The organism is Oceanobacillus sp. GQ8, from assembly GCF_059758495.1.
In genome coordinates this window covers 228,872-245,961 of the sequence record NZ_JCAXEV010000006.1, presented here as the reverse complement: position 1 = coordinate 245,961, position 17,090 = coordinate 228,872, and the positions used below count along the sequence as shown (strand labels likewise).

Here is a 17,090-nt window from a genome sequence, read left to right as displayed (position 1 = left end):
AATGAAGGAATTATTTCCACTAAAACAGGTAATGGGGTTTGTGTTATCCCTTGTCTTAACTGCTGTGGCAGTATTAGTATTAGTTTTTGATATGTCATTCGCTCTGGGCATGACGATCTTACTTGTTACAGCATTTGTTCAAGCAATGTTGCAATTAATGGTGTTCATGCATGCTAGAGAATCAGAGGATAGTGGTTTAATTCTATCCAATGTTTATTACGGTGTTTTTATTGCAGTAGTAACTGTCTTCGGTTCATTACTAGCATTAATTTGGGGATATATGTAAGGATTACGAAAGGAGTGCTCTAAACGAGCACTCCTTTTTTTAATAGTTATTCACTCTGTTATGGCAAAATTTATTTTGAATCCTTGGTTTTAGATTCCAAACTACCATAACGCTCTTTTATTTTTTCTTCTGTACCAACGAAAAATACGCCCATCAAGAAGAGAAAAACTGCTCCCATGACGGTTCCAATACCAATACCAGTCCAAAGGCTCCTATCACTAATGAAAAAGCCATATAAGAATATTAATATGCCTGCTGTCAAGATGACAGCACCAGTATATTTGACGGCTCGTATAATTTTAATTCGTTGTTTCATTTTATCATCCTTCCCTGTTAAATTCTTTCTATGGTGTAAGAGGCTAAAATACTTTAAACTTCTCTATTTAGACTCTACCCGTTTTACAAGAAAGGAAAAACAGAGATAGTAAAAACAACACTTAAAACCGGAAATATGTATAGGCGAGTATTTAACATAGGAGGTTGTATGCTTTTTTTCCAAACAAAAAGGAACGCCTGATGCGCTCCCTATTTAAGGATTTTCGGTTTGCTAAATTTTTCTAAAACCTCTTCCGTTGCTACAAAAAACACACCCATTAAAAAGATGAATACTGCCCCCATGATTGTACCAATGCCAATGCCTGTGATTGCACTGTAATCGCTTACGAAAAATCCATATAAAAAGATGACGATCCCAAGTGTAAGTACAGTTGACCCTGCAATTTTAACGGCATTTAACATTTTCTTACCTGTTTTCATAGAAATCATCCTCCCATAATTATATTATTCACCTTGTTCACAAAGTTGTCAAATAGTTTGTGTCAAAAATGTGAAGTATATTATGGTGAAGGGGTTTTCGAGTTCAGTATTGAGTAAAGAGTACAAAAAAAAGTAGCAAACAACCTGTTTGCTACTCTTTTACTAAATGTATATAAGATGGTTTAATCGACATATAACCATAAAAAAGTACTATTGCATAGTACCTCAAAAGATGGTAAGCTTAATTAGTTACTAATTTGTTAATCTTAACGTATATTATCTCCAAATATATTGTATCATTAACGATAAGTAAAGTCAACTATATATATTCCGAAAAAGAACTGGAGTTGATGTAATGAGCGTGGGACCAAAGGATCGAATGGAAGAACAAGAACGTATAGATTATGTGCTAAAGGAAATCGAGCGTAAAGAAACAGCATTATATTCTAAGGCGACAGGTTTGAAGGAAGATGTAATCGAACTAAGAAAAACCTTTTGGGATGATGTTACTGTCAACCTTGATGAGCCGGATGATGTCATTGAAACACAAGCCAGTATAAAGCAGCAGGCCGAATTTTTAGCAGAGAAGGAAAGATTTCATGGAAAAATTGGTGAAGAGCTGAAAGTATTAAAGCGAATGAAGAAGTCTCCATATTTTGGTCGAATTGATTTTAAGGAGCACGGAGATGATCAGGTAGAAAAGCTCTACATTGGAATATCTTCCTTGTTGGATAGACAGGATGAAGATTTTCTTGTTTATGATTGGCGTGCACCTATATCCAGCCTTTATTACGATTATGCCTTGGGTAATGCTTCATATAATGCTGTGAACAGTGCAATAGAAGGTAAGATATCATTAAAACGGCAATTTATTATTCGAGACGGAATGCTTAAAGGCCTATTTGATACTGGAATCACGATAGGGGATGAAATGCTTCAAGAAGCACTCGGACATAATGCAAGCACGGACATGAAAAATATTGTAGCTACCATACAGAAGGAACAGAATAGGATTATCCGTGAAGAGCGCAGTAAATTGCTACTTGTCCAAGGAGTGGCAGGTAGTGGGAAAACTTCCGCCGCACTTCAACGAATTGCTTACTTAATGTATCGATATCGGGAGGAGCTAAACCCTGAAAATGTCGTTCTTTTTTCGCCAAACCCTTTATTCACTGGGTATATTCGCAATGTTCTTCCAGAATTGGGGGAAGCGAATGTGAGACAGACCACTTTTCTTGAGTATTTACGAGAGGGAATTGGAGAAGGCTTTACTGTAGAATCTCCTTTTGAACAGATGGAGTACGTACTTACAAAGGAGGACAGTGATGCTTATCAAACTCGACTTAGTAGTATGGAATATAAAGCAACATTGGACTTCAAGAAACTGATTGAAACCTATATAGAGAAGCTACGGATAGATGGGATGCAATTTAAAAATATTTCCTTCCGTGGTGAAGTATTAATCTCCAAAGAGGAGATCAGCGATTACTTTTATTCACTTGATCAAGCCATTACACCAGCCAACAAGATGGAACTTGTAGCAAAATGGCTGCAAAGTGAGCTAAAGCAGTATCAAAGGCAGGAAGTGAAAAAGGATTGGGTAATGGAAAAGGTCGAGTTGCTAGATAAAGAAGCGTATTTAAAAGCTTATTATGAAGCTCAAAAATTAGATGAGGATATGTTTGTGAATGAAGAAAAAGTCCTTCGTAAGGCAGTTGTCAGAAAGATGTTCGGTACTTTGCGCAAACAGATAGAGAATTTTGATTTTGTGAACGTTGCGAAAAACTTCCGACTGCTGTTTTCAACAACAAGAGAGCTGGAAAATACTCCGAATAACTGGAATGCGATTAGTGAGCAAACGATACATGACTTATCCAATAACCACCTGACATGGGAGGATGCTGCACCATACCTTTATTTTAAAGGTAAACTCATTGGGGATAAACAGGAGCGTGCAGTGCGTCAGCTATTAATCGATGAAGCACAGGATTATTCATCCTTTCAGTTTGCGTTTATTAGGCATCTCTTTCCCTATACTCGCATGACATTACTTGGTGACATCAATCAGGCTATTTATGTTAATGTAACAAAGGAAAATCCGCTTGTACCCGGCATACAAGAATCTGAACACGAGCGAATTACACTTACGAAAAGCTATCGGTCGACCAAACAAATAACAGAGTTTACTAAAGCATTTGCTCCTGGTTTGGAAGAGATAGAGGCATTTAATCGTGATGGTGCCAAACCCACGTTACTTCGACTAACCGATCCGTCCCACAGTTCTCGTGCTATTCTAGCGGAGAGATCGGCTTATTTAGAGAAAGGGCATGAGATGATTGCGGTTATTTGTAAAACAGTACAGGAAACAGAGCGTGTATACAAGGAACTAAAAGAAGCCGTACCTGTTACGCAAATAACCGAAGAGACATACGGTTTCTCTAAGGGTTTCATTGTGCTCCCGGTATATTTGGCTAAGGGTATTGAGTTTGATGCTGTAATTATACCTGACGGCTCTTCAAGCCATTATAAGGAAAAGGATCGAACGTTGTTTTATACTGCTTGTACAAGAGCGATGCATGATTTGACGATCATTTCCGGCGAAGAACCGTGTCACTTCATCAAAGAGGCGAAGGTAGATACGTACGAAATTGTAGAGGACGAGATTGAAAAAATTTAAATTAACTTTTTAAAATAACATAGTAATTAGCAGGCCAAATCGATGTGATTTGGTCTTTTCTTTTTGCCAGTAGGGTGAGTCGTAAACTACATTGTTGTTCATTAATTATAAAAATAATATGTTGGTCAATTTTAATAAGTCTATTGTAGTTAAAAGAATTACAGAATTAAATTTGTAATAAGACGACCTATTAGATAGTAAATAAAAATGTTTGGTATATGATATTTTATTTAAAGAATTGTTTGGGGCAAGGTATTAAATATTTGCGAGCTTCACTAATATTTTAGTTGAAATACGATCTTTTCAATGAATGACAGAAACTTGATTGTTATAATCCAAAGTTCAGTTTGTTATTAAACTACTGCAAAGATAAACTTGAATGTTCACAAATATGACACAATATACTTTCTTTTATAAATGTTAGTGTTTAAAAGCATACGTTCATTTAAACTTTCTGTTGCCGTATCCGATATTAAAAAGAGTTGTAATCTAATTAGGAGGGATACATGATATTATGCCAAAAGTTGCGGCGCTAATTGTAGAAAAACTTAAAGAACATGGATGCAAGTATGCATTTGGTGTACCCGGGAAACCGGTTGTGCCACTTATACTTGAAATGGAAGCGCAAGGCGTGAATTTTGTTTTGGCGCGACATGAGGGCGGTGGAGGATATATTGCCACAGGGTATGCTTTGCAGAATAACAGTTTGGGTGTCGCTATCGGAACCTCAGGACCTGGTGGAACGAATATGATAACTGCTGCTGCTCAGGCAAAAGCATACAATGCTCCTGTTTTATTTATTACAGGTCACCCGCCGCTTACTGAGGCTGGTAAAGCATTGGGTCAAGACTCTAGTATGTTTGGTACAGACTTAACCGAGATGTTTCGCCCGGTTACATTGTTTAGTGCGAAAATAGAAGATGGACGAACATTAAAAAGTTATTTGCAGCACGCATTTGAGAAAGCATTGACTGGTCCCAAGGGACCTGTCCACCTTTCTGTTCCATTAGATGTGTTGGTTGAAGAGATTGATAGCTTCACAATGTCTCATCAATTAATAGGCGATCAGCCTGTATCAACAAATCTAGAATGTGTTTCAGATATATTAAACCAAGCGAATAACCCGGTGTTGTTGCTGGGAAAAGGCGTACATATTGCGAAAGCCTACCAGGAAGTTAAGGAATTTGCCGAAAAGTGGCATGTTCCTGTTATGACAACACCAGGAGGTAAAGGCACTTTCCCGACGAAGCACCCACTTTCACTCGGAGCGTTTGGTCTAGGAGGAACAGAGGCAGCTTCTGCGTACATAAATGATAAAGTTGATGTTATGGTTGTCATTGGGTCTAAATTAAGTGACATGTCAATAGCTGGCTTAAGTCCTGAATTTTACCCAGACCAGGTCATCCAGTTTGATTGTTCTCCAGATTTTATAGGGAAATCTATTCCTGTAAAGACGACATTCGTACAAGGTGATGCCAAGGCGAATCTTACCGAATTAAATCGCCATTATTCCTTTGAGAGAAAAGATATGGCTCCATCGCTTACCTCCTATTGGAAATTAGAAGAGCAGACGATTGACGATATTCGGAAGAAAACGGCTGGTCAAGAACGGCTATCTACTGCTGAAGTCATGGAAGGGTTGAGGAAATTGCTTCCTGAGGATACGATAGTCTACGGGGATGATGGTAGCCATACCTTTTATGCTATAAAGCATTTTGATACTTTTGAGCCTGGTACCTTTTTCTTTGACGATGTTTTCGGAGCGATGGGCCATGGTTTGGGCTTTGCAATTGGCGCAAAGTTGGCTGCGCCTGAGAAAACTATAGTAAGCTTTACTGGTGACGGCTGTATGCTCATGCATGGCACAGAGATTTCAACAGCAGTGGATCAGCAGGCACATATGATCTTCTTTGTGTTTAACAACGGGATGTTGGACATGGTAGACAAAGGAATGCTCTACAACCTAGGCAGATCAGCAGGAACAAGGTACAGAACAGATATGAATGCTGCTGTCTTTGCTGAATCGCTTGGTGCAACGGGGTACCGTTGTATCACAATGAAAGATGTTCTTTCGTCAGTAGAGAGTGCTCTTAAATTGCCACAAACTGCTGTAATAGAAATCATGGTACAAAAAGAAGAAGTGCCTCCTACGTTAAAACGTGGGTAATTGAGATGGGAGTGTAAGATGATTGGATAAAAAAGATTTTGGATGGAAAAAGATTGATGAAATGGCTGGTGAAAGAGGAATCCGAGCAATGGAAGAAGTGGAGAAGTTTTCTCCGAGACTTGCAAAACTTGCACTGGAGTTTGGATATGGTGATGTATATGCAGACGATAGTCTTGATTTAAAACAACGAGCGCTTATCACTCTTTCCTCTTTAATTACTCAAGGAGATGCTGGTCGTGGATTACAGTACCACTTTAATGCAGCGCTAAGAGTTGGTGTTAGTAAGGAAGAGATTCTTGAATTGATTAACCATTGTAGTGCATATGCAGGTTTTCCAAAGGCCATTCATGCATTACATATTTTCAAATCTATTATAGAAGAAAAAGGAGAGTAATAATATGGAAAAATACGAAGTTAAGGTTTATAAGGATGTATTATACTTCAAATATAACAAAATGGCTGATTCTGTATCGGAAGCACAACAACAGGCTTCGGAAGTGAAACGTGTATTAAGTCAGCCAGGTGTTAGAAAATTTTTAAATGATAACAGCAACATTCAAACTGTTGCCAAACCTGAAGTAAACGAAGTATGGGGAGAATTAATGGGCTGGGTTGGTAGCAACATTGAAAGGAATGCTACCATCGCACCTAACGTGACATTGAAAATGCAATTAAACCGGATATCTAGAAGTGCTGGCACTTATGACTCGGTTCGTGCTTTTACAAGCTTGGATGAAGCGTTAAACTTTATGGGAATTCCTGATTTTAAATTGTAAGAAGGACGGTTAATATGGAAAAGAAAAAGCAAACCTCTCAAATACATCGTATTTTGATGCTTTACGTAGCAATATTTACATTTGGTGTAGTCATGTTGCCGGTTATGGCAATTCTAGTTTTCCAACTTGTTGATATGGATATGGACTCTGTTCTAGCCTGGTCGATTCTTGGTGGTATCATTTTTGTCGACTTAGTTGTTGCATATCTTTTTGCATCTTATTTATTTTCTCCAATAAAAAATTGGGAATCCGAAGAATGGAGAGAAGAGGCTGAGAATTCGAAACACCCATTAAAAGAATGGTTAATCAATCCTAAGGCAAATGCAATAGAAGAAGGGGAAAAACAGGCCGATTCTAAAGTAGGTAGAACAGACATGGAGGATTTAGCAGGACAGACAGCAGCCATCTCTGACCAGCTTATGTCTACAACGGAGGAAACAAGCCTTGCAACAGGAGAGATTTCTGCAGCAATTCAAGAAATGGCCTCTGGTTCCGAATCACAGGTGCAGTCCATACAGTCGGTAAATGATTCTGCTGGGCAGGTATTCTTTAGCTTAACGGAGTTTGATGAAAGTATTAAGTTTGTTACCGAAACATCCCAAGCTGCAATCACAAATGCACAAAACGGAAACGCGGTTGTGAGTAACGTAACGAAGCAAATGGACGTAATAGGCGAGCAGGTTAGCCATTCGATTGAGGTTGTAAATAATTTAAATGAGAAAACCAACCAGGTTGGCGATATTTTGTCCTTAATAACTGATATATCAAGTCAAACCAATCTACTTGCATTGAATGCAGCTATTGAAGCTGCTCGAGCTGGTGAGCATGGAAAAGGATTTTCGGTTGTAGCCGATGAAGTACGAAAGCTAGCTGAGCAAACAAATGAGGCAACAGGCAAGACCCAGAACCTTATTCAAGAGATTCGTGAAGGTACTGCTCAGGTAATTGATGTGATTAAACAAAGTGGTACTTCGATTAAAGAGGGAGTTTCCCTGAACGGTGAAGTTGGCAAAGTTTTTACCGATATCTCCAATGACGTAGATGCTGTGGGGGAATTTATGCAAGACTTTGCTGAAGCAATGGGAGATGTGAAAAACAACATGGAAAACGTATCAGCATCTATTGATAATATCTCCGATGTTGCTTCACAATCTAGTGGAAATGTACAAAATGTAGTAGCTGTTGTAGAAGAATTGAATGCTTCCATGCAGGAAATTTCTGCATCTGCAACATTACTGGCTAACATTGCTAATCAATTGAACGATAGTGTAGAGAAGTAAAAAATTAGGCTGCCCCTATTACTATAAGGGCAGCCTTAATACAGTTCATTAATCCGAAATAATTACATAGACCCCATTATAAGCATTTTATAAGAGGGTCTATATTTTATAGTTATTTTTTATAGCTGATAGTAAATTAGTTGGAAGCGATTACAATCTCTGCTGATAGATGAAAGAATCCACAGATCCGGTTCTGTTAATTACCGGCAATTTTAATTGGTAATATTTGGACAGTTAATAATGGATGGATTCTGTATACATTATTACGCAGGATGATGTTATGATTGTCATTGGACCAACACAGTGGCTTAAACTTAGATAACTTTGCAGCTATAAAGTTGAGATGTCTATAAAGGAAAGGCAAGAAAAACCTCTATGCAACTAGAGAAAATAGGTCCAAAACATTACAGACGAAGCAAATATTGAACTTATATGCAGGGTCTATAAGAGGTACCCATGCATTACATATTATTAGATCTATAATGGAGGAAAGAGGGGAAGAACGATGGAGAAATATGAAATGAGAGTTTACAAGGACGTCTTATTTTTCAAGTATTATGAGATGGCAGAAACTGTAGAAGAAGCACAGCAGCAGGCGATGGAAGTGAAGCGCGTATTAAGTCAACCTGATGTCACCAAGTTTCTAAATGATAATAGAGCCATCCAGAATGTTGCAACGCCAGAGGTGAACAAAGTATGGGGCGAATTAATGAGCTGGGTTGGCAGCAACATTGAAAAAAATGCTACTATTGCACCTAATGTGACATTGAAAATGCAGTTAAACCGTTTATCTAAAAGTGCAGGCGCCTATGATTCGGTCCGTGCGTTTTCCAGTCTGGAAGAATCTCTAGAATTCATGGGAATTCCTGATTTTAAATCGTAATAGCACCTTCAATACACTTGTTAAGATTGCATATGAAAAAAGGGCTGCCATTTGTCTTATCCCGACAAAGAGGCAGCCTTTTTACTATGATATAAATTTTTATTGATTATATTGGTTGGATTCAAATAAATCAATGAGTTCAACCTTTGGATATTTATCATGGAACCAATTTAAAGCAAAATCATTCTTAAATAATGCTACATAATTGCCCTCTCTGTCTTGCACGAGCATACTACGCTCATCGAAAATAGAGGGATCTAATTCGTCCTCATTTAACCATCTTGGGATTCGCTCGCCGATAGACTCCAGCATAACTTCCGTATTATATTCCGCCTTCATTCTGTGTTGGAATACTTCGTATTGTAATTCACCAACAGCACCAATAATACGTGCATCATTGCGATATCCTTTAAATAATTGAATAGCCCCTTCTTGTACAAGCTGCTCAATACCTTTGTTAAACTGTTTTCCCTTCATAACATTCTTAGCTGTTACCTTTTTATATAATTCTGGCGGAAATTGAGGGAGTTCATCATAATCAAATTGCCTTTTACCAGTAACTAAGGTATCCCCGATTCGGTAAATGTTAGGATCATAAATTCCAATAATATCACCAGCATACGCCTCTTCAACCGTATCTCTCGATGAAGCGACGAATTGCTGGGTCTGCGAAAGCTTTATCACTTTGTTGGCCCTAGCCAGCTTTACGTTCATCCCACGTTCAAATTTTCCGGAGCAAACTCGCAGAAATGCCACACGATCCCGATGTGCAGGGTTCATATTTGCTTGAATTTTAAAGATAAACCCTGAGAATTCTTCCTCATCAGGTTGGATAAGCCCCTCTGTCGATTTCCGTGGAACTGGGGCAGGAGCCATGGAAATAAAGGTGTCAAAGAATGTTTGAACACCAAATGGAGCTAGAGCACTTCCGAAAAATACAGGTGTCTGTTCTCCGGCCATGACAGCATCCAAGGAATAGGAGTCCCCGGCTTCATCAAGTAGTTCCAATTCGTCTTTGGCGACCTGATAGCCTGATTGGGAACGTAATTCTGCATGTTCTTCATTGTTCAACGCCTCATAGGGAATGGAGGTTTCCTCTTCATTTCCATTAAATTGAATAAATTGCTTACCTTGACGATCAAAAATACCAAGAAATTGTTTTCCCATTCCTACTGGCCAGTTCATCGGATAAGTTTCAATGTCGAGTACTTCCTCAATCTCTTCCATAAGGTCAAGTGGTTCCCTGCTTTCACGGTCCATTTTATTAATAAACGTAAAAATAGGGATCCCCCGCATGCGGCAAACCTTAAAAAGCTTCTTAGTCTGTGCTTCGATTCCTTTTGTTGCATCAATGATCATGACAACACTGTCTACTGCAGTAAGCGTACGGTACGTATCCTCACTGAAGTCTTCGTGTCCAGGGGTGTCCAAAATGTTGACCTGGAAATCTTTATATGGAAAATTCATTACACTAGATGTAACAGAAATGCCACGTTGTTTTTCTATTTCCATCCAATCTGAGGTTGCGTATTTGCCTGTTTTCTTCCCTTTTACTGTGCCAGCAGAGCGAATCAAATTGCCAAATAAAAGCAACCTTTCCGTCAGAGTTGTTTTTCCCGCATCTGGGTGGGAAATGATAGCGAACGTCCGTCTTTTTTGCACTTCATCATGTAAGCTCATATATAAAATCCCTTCTTTACTATGATTTTTTATAAGTTCGTTGTTTCACGGGATTTTTTTACATTGGATGATTCTCCTTTAATTGATCTTTTTATATGATAGCAAACCATGCCTCCTTTCAACAAGCTTATTGTTGTGAATACAGAGTTGTATGGCTCTAATAAACCATGTGAGCACACCTATCAACCAAGATCCGAAATCAATCGACCATAAGTGCAGCCTACTCAACCAACCCACCTTACGCTCAACTTAATCAAGGTGTAGAGTGTATGATAATAGGGTACATGGTTAAAAATAAAAACAGCTTGTCAGCATGGACGTGAGGAATGTCACGTGATTGTCATTACCATGTACACATTAATGCAGGGAACTGCGTTATAATTTAGTGGTACACCGTAAATGAACAATATATACCGTGCTTACTTGCTGGCGTTTAGCTTGTGAGCTTTTAAATAGATGATAGTTTGATCAGTACTGAGCAAACTCTTTTTTAATCAGGGAGGTTTACGCATGTTTGATTTGGATCCGGTTTTGATGAGCCGATTAATTACTGCAATGACATTAATTTTCCATATTATATTCGCCACGCTTGGTGTTGGTGTTCCGTTACTTATTTGCATTGCCGAATTTATCGGAGTGAAAAAGAATGACCAACATTATAGAATGCTGGCAAGACGTTGGACACGAGGTTTTGTTATTACCGTAGCAGTTGGGGTAGTAACCGGAACCGCTATTGGGTTACAGCTCTCCTTAGTATGGCCGAATTTTATGCAGCTTGCTGGAAATGTTATTAGCCTTCCTTTATTTATGGAAGTATTTGCATTCTTCTTTGAAGCAATCTTTTTAGGAATTTATCTTTATACATGGGATCGTTTTAAAAATCCGCTAACTCACTGGTGGTTTTCTTTGCCGATCGTTATTGGAGGGGCGTTATCTGCATTCTTTATTACCACAGTGAATGCCTTCATGAACACACCAGATGGTTTTACGATGGAGGATGGACAATTTACAAGCATTAACCCGATTGAGGCAATGTTTAATCCAGCCACAACTTCAAAAGTTATTCACGTATTGAGTTCTTCTTATCTTACTGTTGCTGCAATTCTTGCTACGATTGCAGCCTTTAGTCTGCTTAAGAAAAAACAATCGGAGTATCATAAAAAAGCACTAAAACTGACAATGACACTCGTGTTTGTGTTTTCTATACTGACGGCACTTGCTGGCGATATATCTGCAAAGTTTCTTGCAGAACATCAACCAGAAAAGCTTGCTGCTGCAGAGTGGCATTTTGAAACAGAAGAAGGTGCTGACCTTGTGCTCTTTGGCTGGTTGAATAATGAGGATAATCCGGTTGGTGCGATCCGTCTTCCTGGTCTTTTAAGCTTCTTGGCACATGGCGATTTTGAGAGTGAAGTAACTGGGTTAAATGAAATACCGGAAAACGAAAGACCGCCACTTTGGGTCCATTATATGTTTGATTTGATGGTAATGATCGGTATGTTTTTAATCGCTGTTTCCTTGCTCTATATTATCGTGAGCAGGATAAAGAAATGGGATCAGCACAATAAATGGATGGTCCGACTTCTTTTCTTATTAGGACCGCTTGCGATGCTCTCAACAGAGTTCGGCTGGGTTTATGCAGAGGTTGGAAGACAGCCATGGATTTTGCGTGGCTATATGACAGTTGATGAGGCGGCCACTACATCGCCACAGATCGGCCTTATGTTTATCCTCTTCCTGGCTTTGTACATTGTTCTCGGAACACTATGTGTCATAGTGCTACGAAAGCTCTTTAAGGGGAAGCCTGCGGAGGAAGAGTTAGAGAAGAGGTACCCAACGATTGAAGAGGGGGATAAAGAATGAGCTATGAAATAATTGGAATTACAGTCCTGTGGATCTTTTTGTACGGATATCTCATCGTTGCATCTGTTGATTTTGGTGCTGGCTTTTTTGCCTATTATGCGAAGATCACAGGAAATGACCATATCATTAATCAATTGATCTCACGCTATCTCTCCCCGGTCTGGGAGGTAACCAATGTATTCTTTGTTTTCTTCTTTGTTGGGATTGTTGGTTTCTTTCCGGATTCGGCATACTATTATGGGACAGCATTACTCGTGCCTGGGAGTATTGCCATTATTCTACTGGCAATTCGTGGCTCTTTTTACGCGTTTGAGAATTATGGATCGAAGCGAAGTAATGTCTACATGTTTTTATACGGGGCAACAGGCTTACTAATACCAGCTTCCCTTTCCACAGCGATGACCTTGTCTGAAGGTGGATTTATCTCCGAGAGTGGAGGAACTGTTTCTCTTGACTATCTTGCTTTATTTACAAGTCCTTACTCTTGGAGTGTTGTGTTTCTAGCGCTTGTTTCTGTTCTATACATCAGTGCGACTTTTCTTGTATATTATGCAGCGCGGGCAGATGACCAAAAAGCATTACAGTTGGTTAGAAAGTATGCCCTATTTTGGGCAACGCCTACTATTGTTGCGTCCTTGACCACATTTATTGCATTGGGGCAGCATAATGAAGTGCATTATGATAAGATGCTTGATTTATGGTGGATGTTTGGCCTATCGGTTGGGTTCTTTATGATCGCCATGTGGCTTATCTATATTGGGAAATACTATGGATGGGCATTTATTAGTGTTATGTTGCAGTTTTTCTTCGCATTCTTTGGGTACGGCGCAAGCCATTTACCATATATTTTGTATCCATATATTAATATCTATGACAGTGTTACCTTTGAATCTACAGCAATAGCACTCATTATTGTCTTTATCGCAGGACTCTTACTACTAATACCTTCGCTCATTCTATTAATGAGATTGTTCCTGTTCAATGCCGATTATGTAAAAGGTAAAAAATAAGCTCCGATTGGAGATACGTCACATGGATAAGTTAAAAGCAATGATTAAACAACAAAAAAAACGTATGGCCTTACTGGTTTTATTTGCTCTAATTGCCGGTACGATGGTTATTGCCCAAGCGTATCTTCTAGTCATCATCATAGAGGATGCCTTTCTGGGAGATGCAAACTTAACAGACGCACTCCCCTGGCTAGGTATCCTTCTATTGGTTTTGCTTTTTCGAACGGGTTCTACCTATTTAAGTGGAAGAACAGGGGTGAAAATTGGTGCGCATGCCAAGGCGGAATTCCGCCAATCCTTGTTACACCAATATAAAGTAACGCCTGTTCAGGCTTCTATGACAGGACAGTCTGGTGGGAAAGTAAGTATTTTAATGGATGCTGTCGACGAAGTGGAAAGCTATTTTAGTTCCTATATTCCACAGGTGATTCAATCTAGTCTTATTCCATTGCTTATTCTAATCGTGGTATTTACACAGCACGTGAATTCAGGGCTCATTATGATCATCACTGCTCCATTTATTCCCATTTTTATGATTATCATTGGGATGCAAACCCAGAAAAAATCAGAAGAGCAGCTGGACAAACTGGCATCATTTTCGGGTGGTTTTTTGGATACCTTGCAAGGCTTAACCACCCTTAAGCTTTTTGGCCGTGCTCGAAAACAAAAACAAACCATTGAAAAGAGCAGTTTGGGTTTTCGTGATGCGACGATGGAAATTTTAAAGGTTGCCTTTACTTCTTCTTTTATGCTGGAACTCATCTCCATGCTAAGTATCGGAATTATTGCTTTAGAAATAGCCCTGCAGCTTATTCTTTTCGACGGGATTACGTTTTTTGTAGGATTTTTAATTCTAATTCTTGCGCCAGAATTCTACACTTCTCTTAAGGAATTAGGAAGCGCGTTTCATAATGGTCAAAGTAGTATCGGTGCTGCGAAGAAAATAGCCGAGGAGCTAACAGAATCCGACAATGAAATCACATGGGGCGAAAAAGAGTTCCCAGAAGGACATCAACCACCGAGTCTGAAACTGAACCAAGTTAGTTTTAGCTATGGTGTTGATCAATTTCATTTGTCTGCTATTAAAGCTAGTCTTCCGCCTTACTCTTCGGTTGCGATCGTAGGGAGAAGTGGCTCAGGAAAATCTACATTACTGCATTTGCTAGCAGGACTATTACCATTGTCAGAGGGTAATATTTTTGCAGATGGTAGCCCATTAAGCGACTATAAGGAAGCGGAATGGTTTAGTAAACTGAGCTACATATCACAGCATCCTTATATATTTTCAGGCACCTTTGCGGAAAACATAGCAATAGGCTCAACAAATGATGCTTCCAGAGAGGCCATTCAAGCGGCTGCAGAGCAAGCGGGTATTATGGATCTTGTCCAATCACTTGAGAAGGGCTTGAATACACGAGTGGGAGAAGCAGGTAGAGGGCTTTCTGGTGGGGAAAAACAACGTTTGGCATTAGCTAGAGCATTCCTTAAACAACCCTCCCTTATTTTGTTTGATGAGCCCACAACGGGCCTCGATCTGAAAACAGAGCGGATATTACAAAACTCGATTAAAAAGCTATCGGAGAATGCAACAATCATAACCGTTGCACACAGACTTCATACAATTAAGAATGCCGATCAGATTCTTTTCCTTGAGGAAGGGAAGTTAGCTGGTAAAGGGACACATGAAGAGCTGGTTGCAAACCTCCCAGCATATGCAGCAATGGTTTCCGTACAGCAAGGAGGCACAGCCTGATGAAGGACTTAGCTATCGTTACAAAATTAATGATGTTTGAAAAAAGGGATATTTTCTTGTCGATTCTGGTAGGGTTTATTGCAGGGATAGCTGGTGTTGGGCTGTTTGCGGCTAGTGGATATTTAATTTCCAAGGCAGCTCTTGCTCCCCCTTTATATGCCTTAATTGTGTTGACGTCTACTGTGAAGCTTTTGGGCTTCACAAGGGCCTTGACCCGCTATGCAGAAAGGTATTTCTCTCATCGTGCGACGTTCACCATTCTAAGTAATTTGCGTGTGTCATTTTTTGAAAAGATAGAACCACTCGCACCTGGTATTTTTCAGAAATATCGAAGTGGAGATTTACTTGCAAGGATAGTGGGCGATATAGAAAGCCTGCAAAACTTCTTTCTGCGCGTCTTCTACCCACCTATTGTGCTTGTCTTGGTCTTTTTAAGCACGATATTTTTTACCGCATTCTTTTCAATTTATGCAGCATTTGTCTTATTTTTAGGTCTTGTCATAACAGGATTTGTAGTCCCTGCCATTTTTGCCATAAAACAGCGAAGGATCGATCAGGATATTCGAGAAAATCGGGCAGTACTTTCGACAGATGTGACAGAATACCTCTATGGATTCCGTGATCTAAAAGTATATCAGCAGCTTGAGAGTAGAGAAGAACAGCTGTTACAATCCTCGGATCAGTATATTAAGGAACAAGAGGTAGAAGGAATTAGTAAACTGTTTAGCCAATCATTAAATACACTTGTTTCTCATATCATTACAGCCATTGTGCTTGGGCTTGGTGTCTATTTAGTTGCAAACGGGAGCCTGGAAGGCGTATTACTGGCAATGCTGGTAATGATTTCGATCACTGTTTTTGAGGATGCTTCCCCGATGGCAGCTTTTCCTATCTACTATCATGACAACCAAAGAGCAGCACGTAGGCTGTTTCAAGTTGTAAAAGAAGACAAAACTTCTGCAAATGAAACAAATCTTCCTTCTATTCCTGATGAGGTGCCCTCTGTAAGCATGGATAGTGTGACGTTTACCTTTGAGGACGAATGGAGACCAACGTTGAAAGATATTAGCTTTGAACTGGAAAAGGGAAGTAAAACGGCCATAGTCGGTCCGAGTGGTTCTGGTAAATCAACGATACTTCAGCTTATTTTAAAGTTGTATGAACCCGTGCGGGGAGACATTCAACTAAATAATCTCTCTCTTGCATCATCTAACAAGGAATCCATTTGGAGTATGGCCAATGTTGTGTTACAAGAAAATCACTTTTTCTTTGGTACCATCAAGGAAAATCTATTGTTGGCTGGCGACGATCTAACAGATGAACAATTAACGGAGGCATTACAGAAGGTTAAGTTAGATAGATTTTCCTTATCTGATGATGTACTTGAAAAAGGCGCTAACCTTTCCGGAGGGGAGAAGCAGCGACTCGCTATTGCCAGAGCTTTGCTTAAAAAAGGTAAGTTGTGGCTTCTAGATGAGCCTACATCTTCCGTGGATGCACTTACAGAGAAGTCGATCTATGAATGTATTTTGCGGCAAGCAGAAAAGGATACTCTAATCCTTGTGAGTCACCGCTTGGCTGGGATGGAAAAAATGGACCACATCCTCGTTATGGACCAAGGGGAAATTGTGGAATTCGGCTCTTACGAGGAGCTCATGGATAAAAAGGGATATTTTTATGAAATGAAGGCAATTGAAAGAAATTTGTTATAGAATAACGTAAAGTCCGGGATACCGGGCTTTTTTGCACATTAGGAAAGATAAAATTTTAGCTAGGGAGAAATGACGACGTAGTTAAAATTTTAAGGACCCAAGTATAAGAAAAACTTACACATTCGCTAAAAGACGAGCGAATGCGGTATTTGACTCATTTTTCTAAGTAACCTTTTTAACTATTAATTGAAAATTAGGCTTGAAGGGAAACGCATCTCATGCTAATATATCGTTATACGATACATCG

The 17,090-nt window shown here is 39.4% G+C and carries 14 protein-coding genes; 11 read left to right on the top strand and 3 right to left on the bottom strand.

The window, feature by feature from the left end; all coding sequences use genetic code 11:
• The first annotated feature begins 1 nt into the window (after position 1).
• A complete protein-coding gene (gene qoxD / locus AC6CHS_RS18325) occupies positions 2–286 on the top strand; it encodes a cytochrome aa3 quinol oxidase subunit IV (protein ID WP_498238160.1) in 285 nt (94 codons plus the stop codon).
• Between the two features lie 70 nt (positions 287–356).
• On the opposite strand, the gene AC6CHS_RS18320 is transcribed toward qoxD, so the two are convergent.
• Together AC6CHS_RS18320 and AC6CHS_RS18315 are read right to left on the bottom strand one after the other, a co-directional pair.
• Entirely contained in the window at positions 357–602 is a 246-nt protein-coding gene (locus AC6CHS_RS18320; protein ID WP_498238159.1) for a hypothetical protein, read from the bottom strand.
• A 209-nt stretch (positions 603–811) separates the two neighbouring features.
• On the bottom strand, positions 812–1,042 hold the full coding sequence (locus AC6CHS_RS18315) for a hypothetical protein (protein ID WP_106895523.1): 231 nt from the start codon (positions 1,040–1,042) through the stop codon (positions 812–814).
• Positions 1,043–1,397: 355 nt separating this feature from the next.
• Here AC6CHS_RS18315 and helD point away from each other — a divergent pair, with 355 nt between their 5' ends.
• The 6 genes from helD (at position 1,398) to AC6CHS_RS18285 (ending at position 8,825) form a co-directional block, all read left to right on the top strand.
• On the top strand, positions 1,398–3,719 hold the full coding sequence (helD, locus tag AC6CHS_RS18310; RefSeq protein WP_498238158.1) for an RNA polymerase recycling motor HelD: 2,322 nt from the start codon (positions 1,398–1,400) through the stop codon (positions 3,717–3,719).
• A 514-nt stretch (positions 3,720–4,233) separates the two neighbouring features.
• Positions 4,234–5,886 (top strand): thiamine pyrophosphate-binding protein, encoded by a 1,653-nt coding sequence (locus AC6CHS_RS18305; protein ID WP_498238157.1) that lies wholly within the window; start codon positions 4,234–4,236, stop codon positions 5,884–5,886.
• A 22-nt stretch (positions 5,887–5,908) separates the two neighbouring features.
• Positions 5,909–6,280 (top strand): carboxymuconolactone decarboxylase family protein, encoded by a 372-nt coding sequence (locus tag AC6CHS_RS18300; RefSeq protein WP_498238156.1) that lies wholly within the window; start codon positions 5,909–5,911, stop codon positions 6,278–6,280.
• A gap of 4 nt (positions 6,281–6,284) precedes the next feature.
• On the top strand, positions 6,285–6,662 hold the full coding sequence (locus AC6CHS_RS18295; RefSeq protein ID WP_498238155.1) for a hypothetical protein: 378 nt from the start codon (positions 6,285–6,287) through the stop codon (positions 6,660–6,662).
• Positions 6,663–6,676: 14 nt separating this feature from the next.
• The gene (locus AC6CHS_RS18290; RefSeq protein ID WP_498238154.1) at positions 6,677–7,942 is read left to right on the top strand and encodes a methyl-accepting chemotaxis protein; all 1,266 of its coding nucleotides are present in this window, start codon (positions 6,677–6,679) and stop codon (positions 7,940–7,942) included.
• A gap of 505 nt (positions 7,943–8,447) precedes the next feature.
• Positions 8,448–8,825 (top strand): hypothetical protein, encoded by a 378-nt coding sequence (locus AC6CHS_RS18285; protein ID WP_498238153.1) that lies wholly within the window; start codon positions 8,448–8,450, stop codon positions 8,823–8,825.
• A 99-nt stretch (positions 8,826–8,924) separates the two neighbouring features.
• Here AC6CHS_RS18285 and AC6CHS_RS18280 read toward each other — a convergent pair whose 3' ends face one another.
• A complete protein-coding gene (locus AC6CHS_RS18280; RefSeq protein WP_498238152.1) occupies positions 8,925–10,505 on the bottom strand; it encodes a peptide chain release factor 3 in 1,581 nt (526 codons plus the stop codon).
• Positions 10,506–11,015: 510 nt separating this feature from the next.
• Between AC6CHS_RS18280 and AC6CHS_RS18275 the strand changes: the two genes are divergently transcribed.
• The 4 genes from AC6CHS_RS18275 to cydC are packed head-to-tail and all read left to right on the top strand — an operon-like array spanning position 11,016 to position 16,843.
• The gene (locus AC6CHS_RS18275) at positions 11,016–12,368 is read left to right on the top strand and encodes a cytochrome ubiquinol oxidase subunit I (RefSeq protein WP_498238151.1); all 1,353 of its coding nucleotides are present in this window, start codon (positions 11,016–11,018) and stop codon (positions 12,366–12,368) included.
• Positions 12,365–13,378 carry a cytochrome d ubiquinol oxidase subunit II gene (locus tag AC6CHS_RS18270; RefSeq protein ID WP_036576964.1) on the top strand — a complete coding sequence of 338 codons (1,014 nt, stop codon included), beginning with the start codon at positions 12,365–12,367 and terminating at the stop codon, positions 13,376–13,378. Before AC6CHS_RS18275 ends, AC6CHS_RS18270 begins: the two co-directional genes overlap by 4 nt.
• Positions 13,379–13,400: 22 nt before the next feature.
• On the top strand, positions 13,401–15,131 hold the full coding sequence (cydD, locus tag AC6CHS_RS18265) for a thiol reductant ABC exporter subunit CydD (RefSeq protein ID WP_498238150.1): 1,731 nt from the start codon (positions 13,401–13,403) through the stop codon (positions 15,129–15,131).
• Positions 15,131–16,843 carry a thiol reductant ABC exporter subunit CydC gene (cydC, locus tag AC6CHS_RS18260; protein WP_498238149.1) on the top strand — a complete coding sequence of 571 codons (1,713 nt, stop codon included), beginning with the start codon at positions 15,131–15,133 and terminating at the stop codon, positions 16,841–16,843. Before cydD ends, cydC begins: the two co-directional genes overlap by 1 nt.
• The last annotated feature ends 247 nt before the right edge of the window (positions 16,844–17,090 follow it).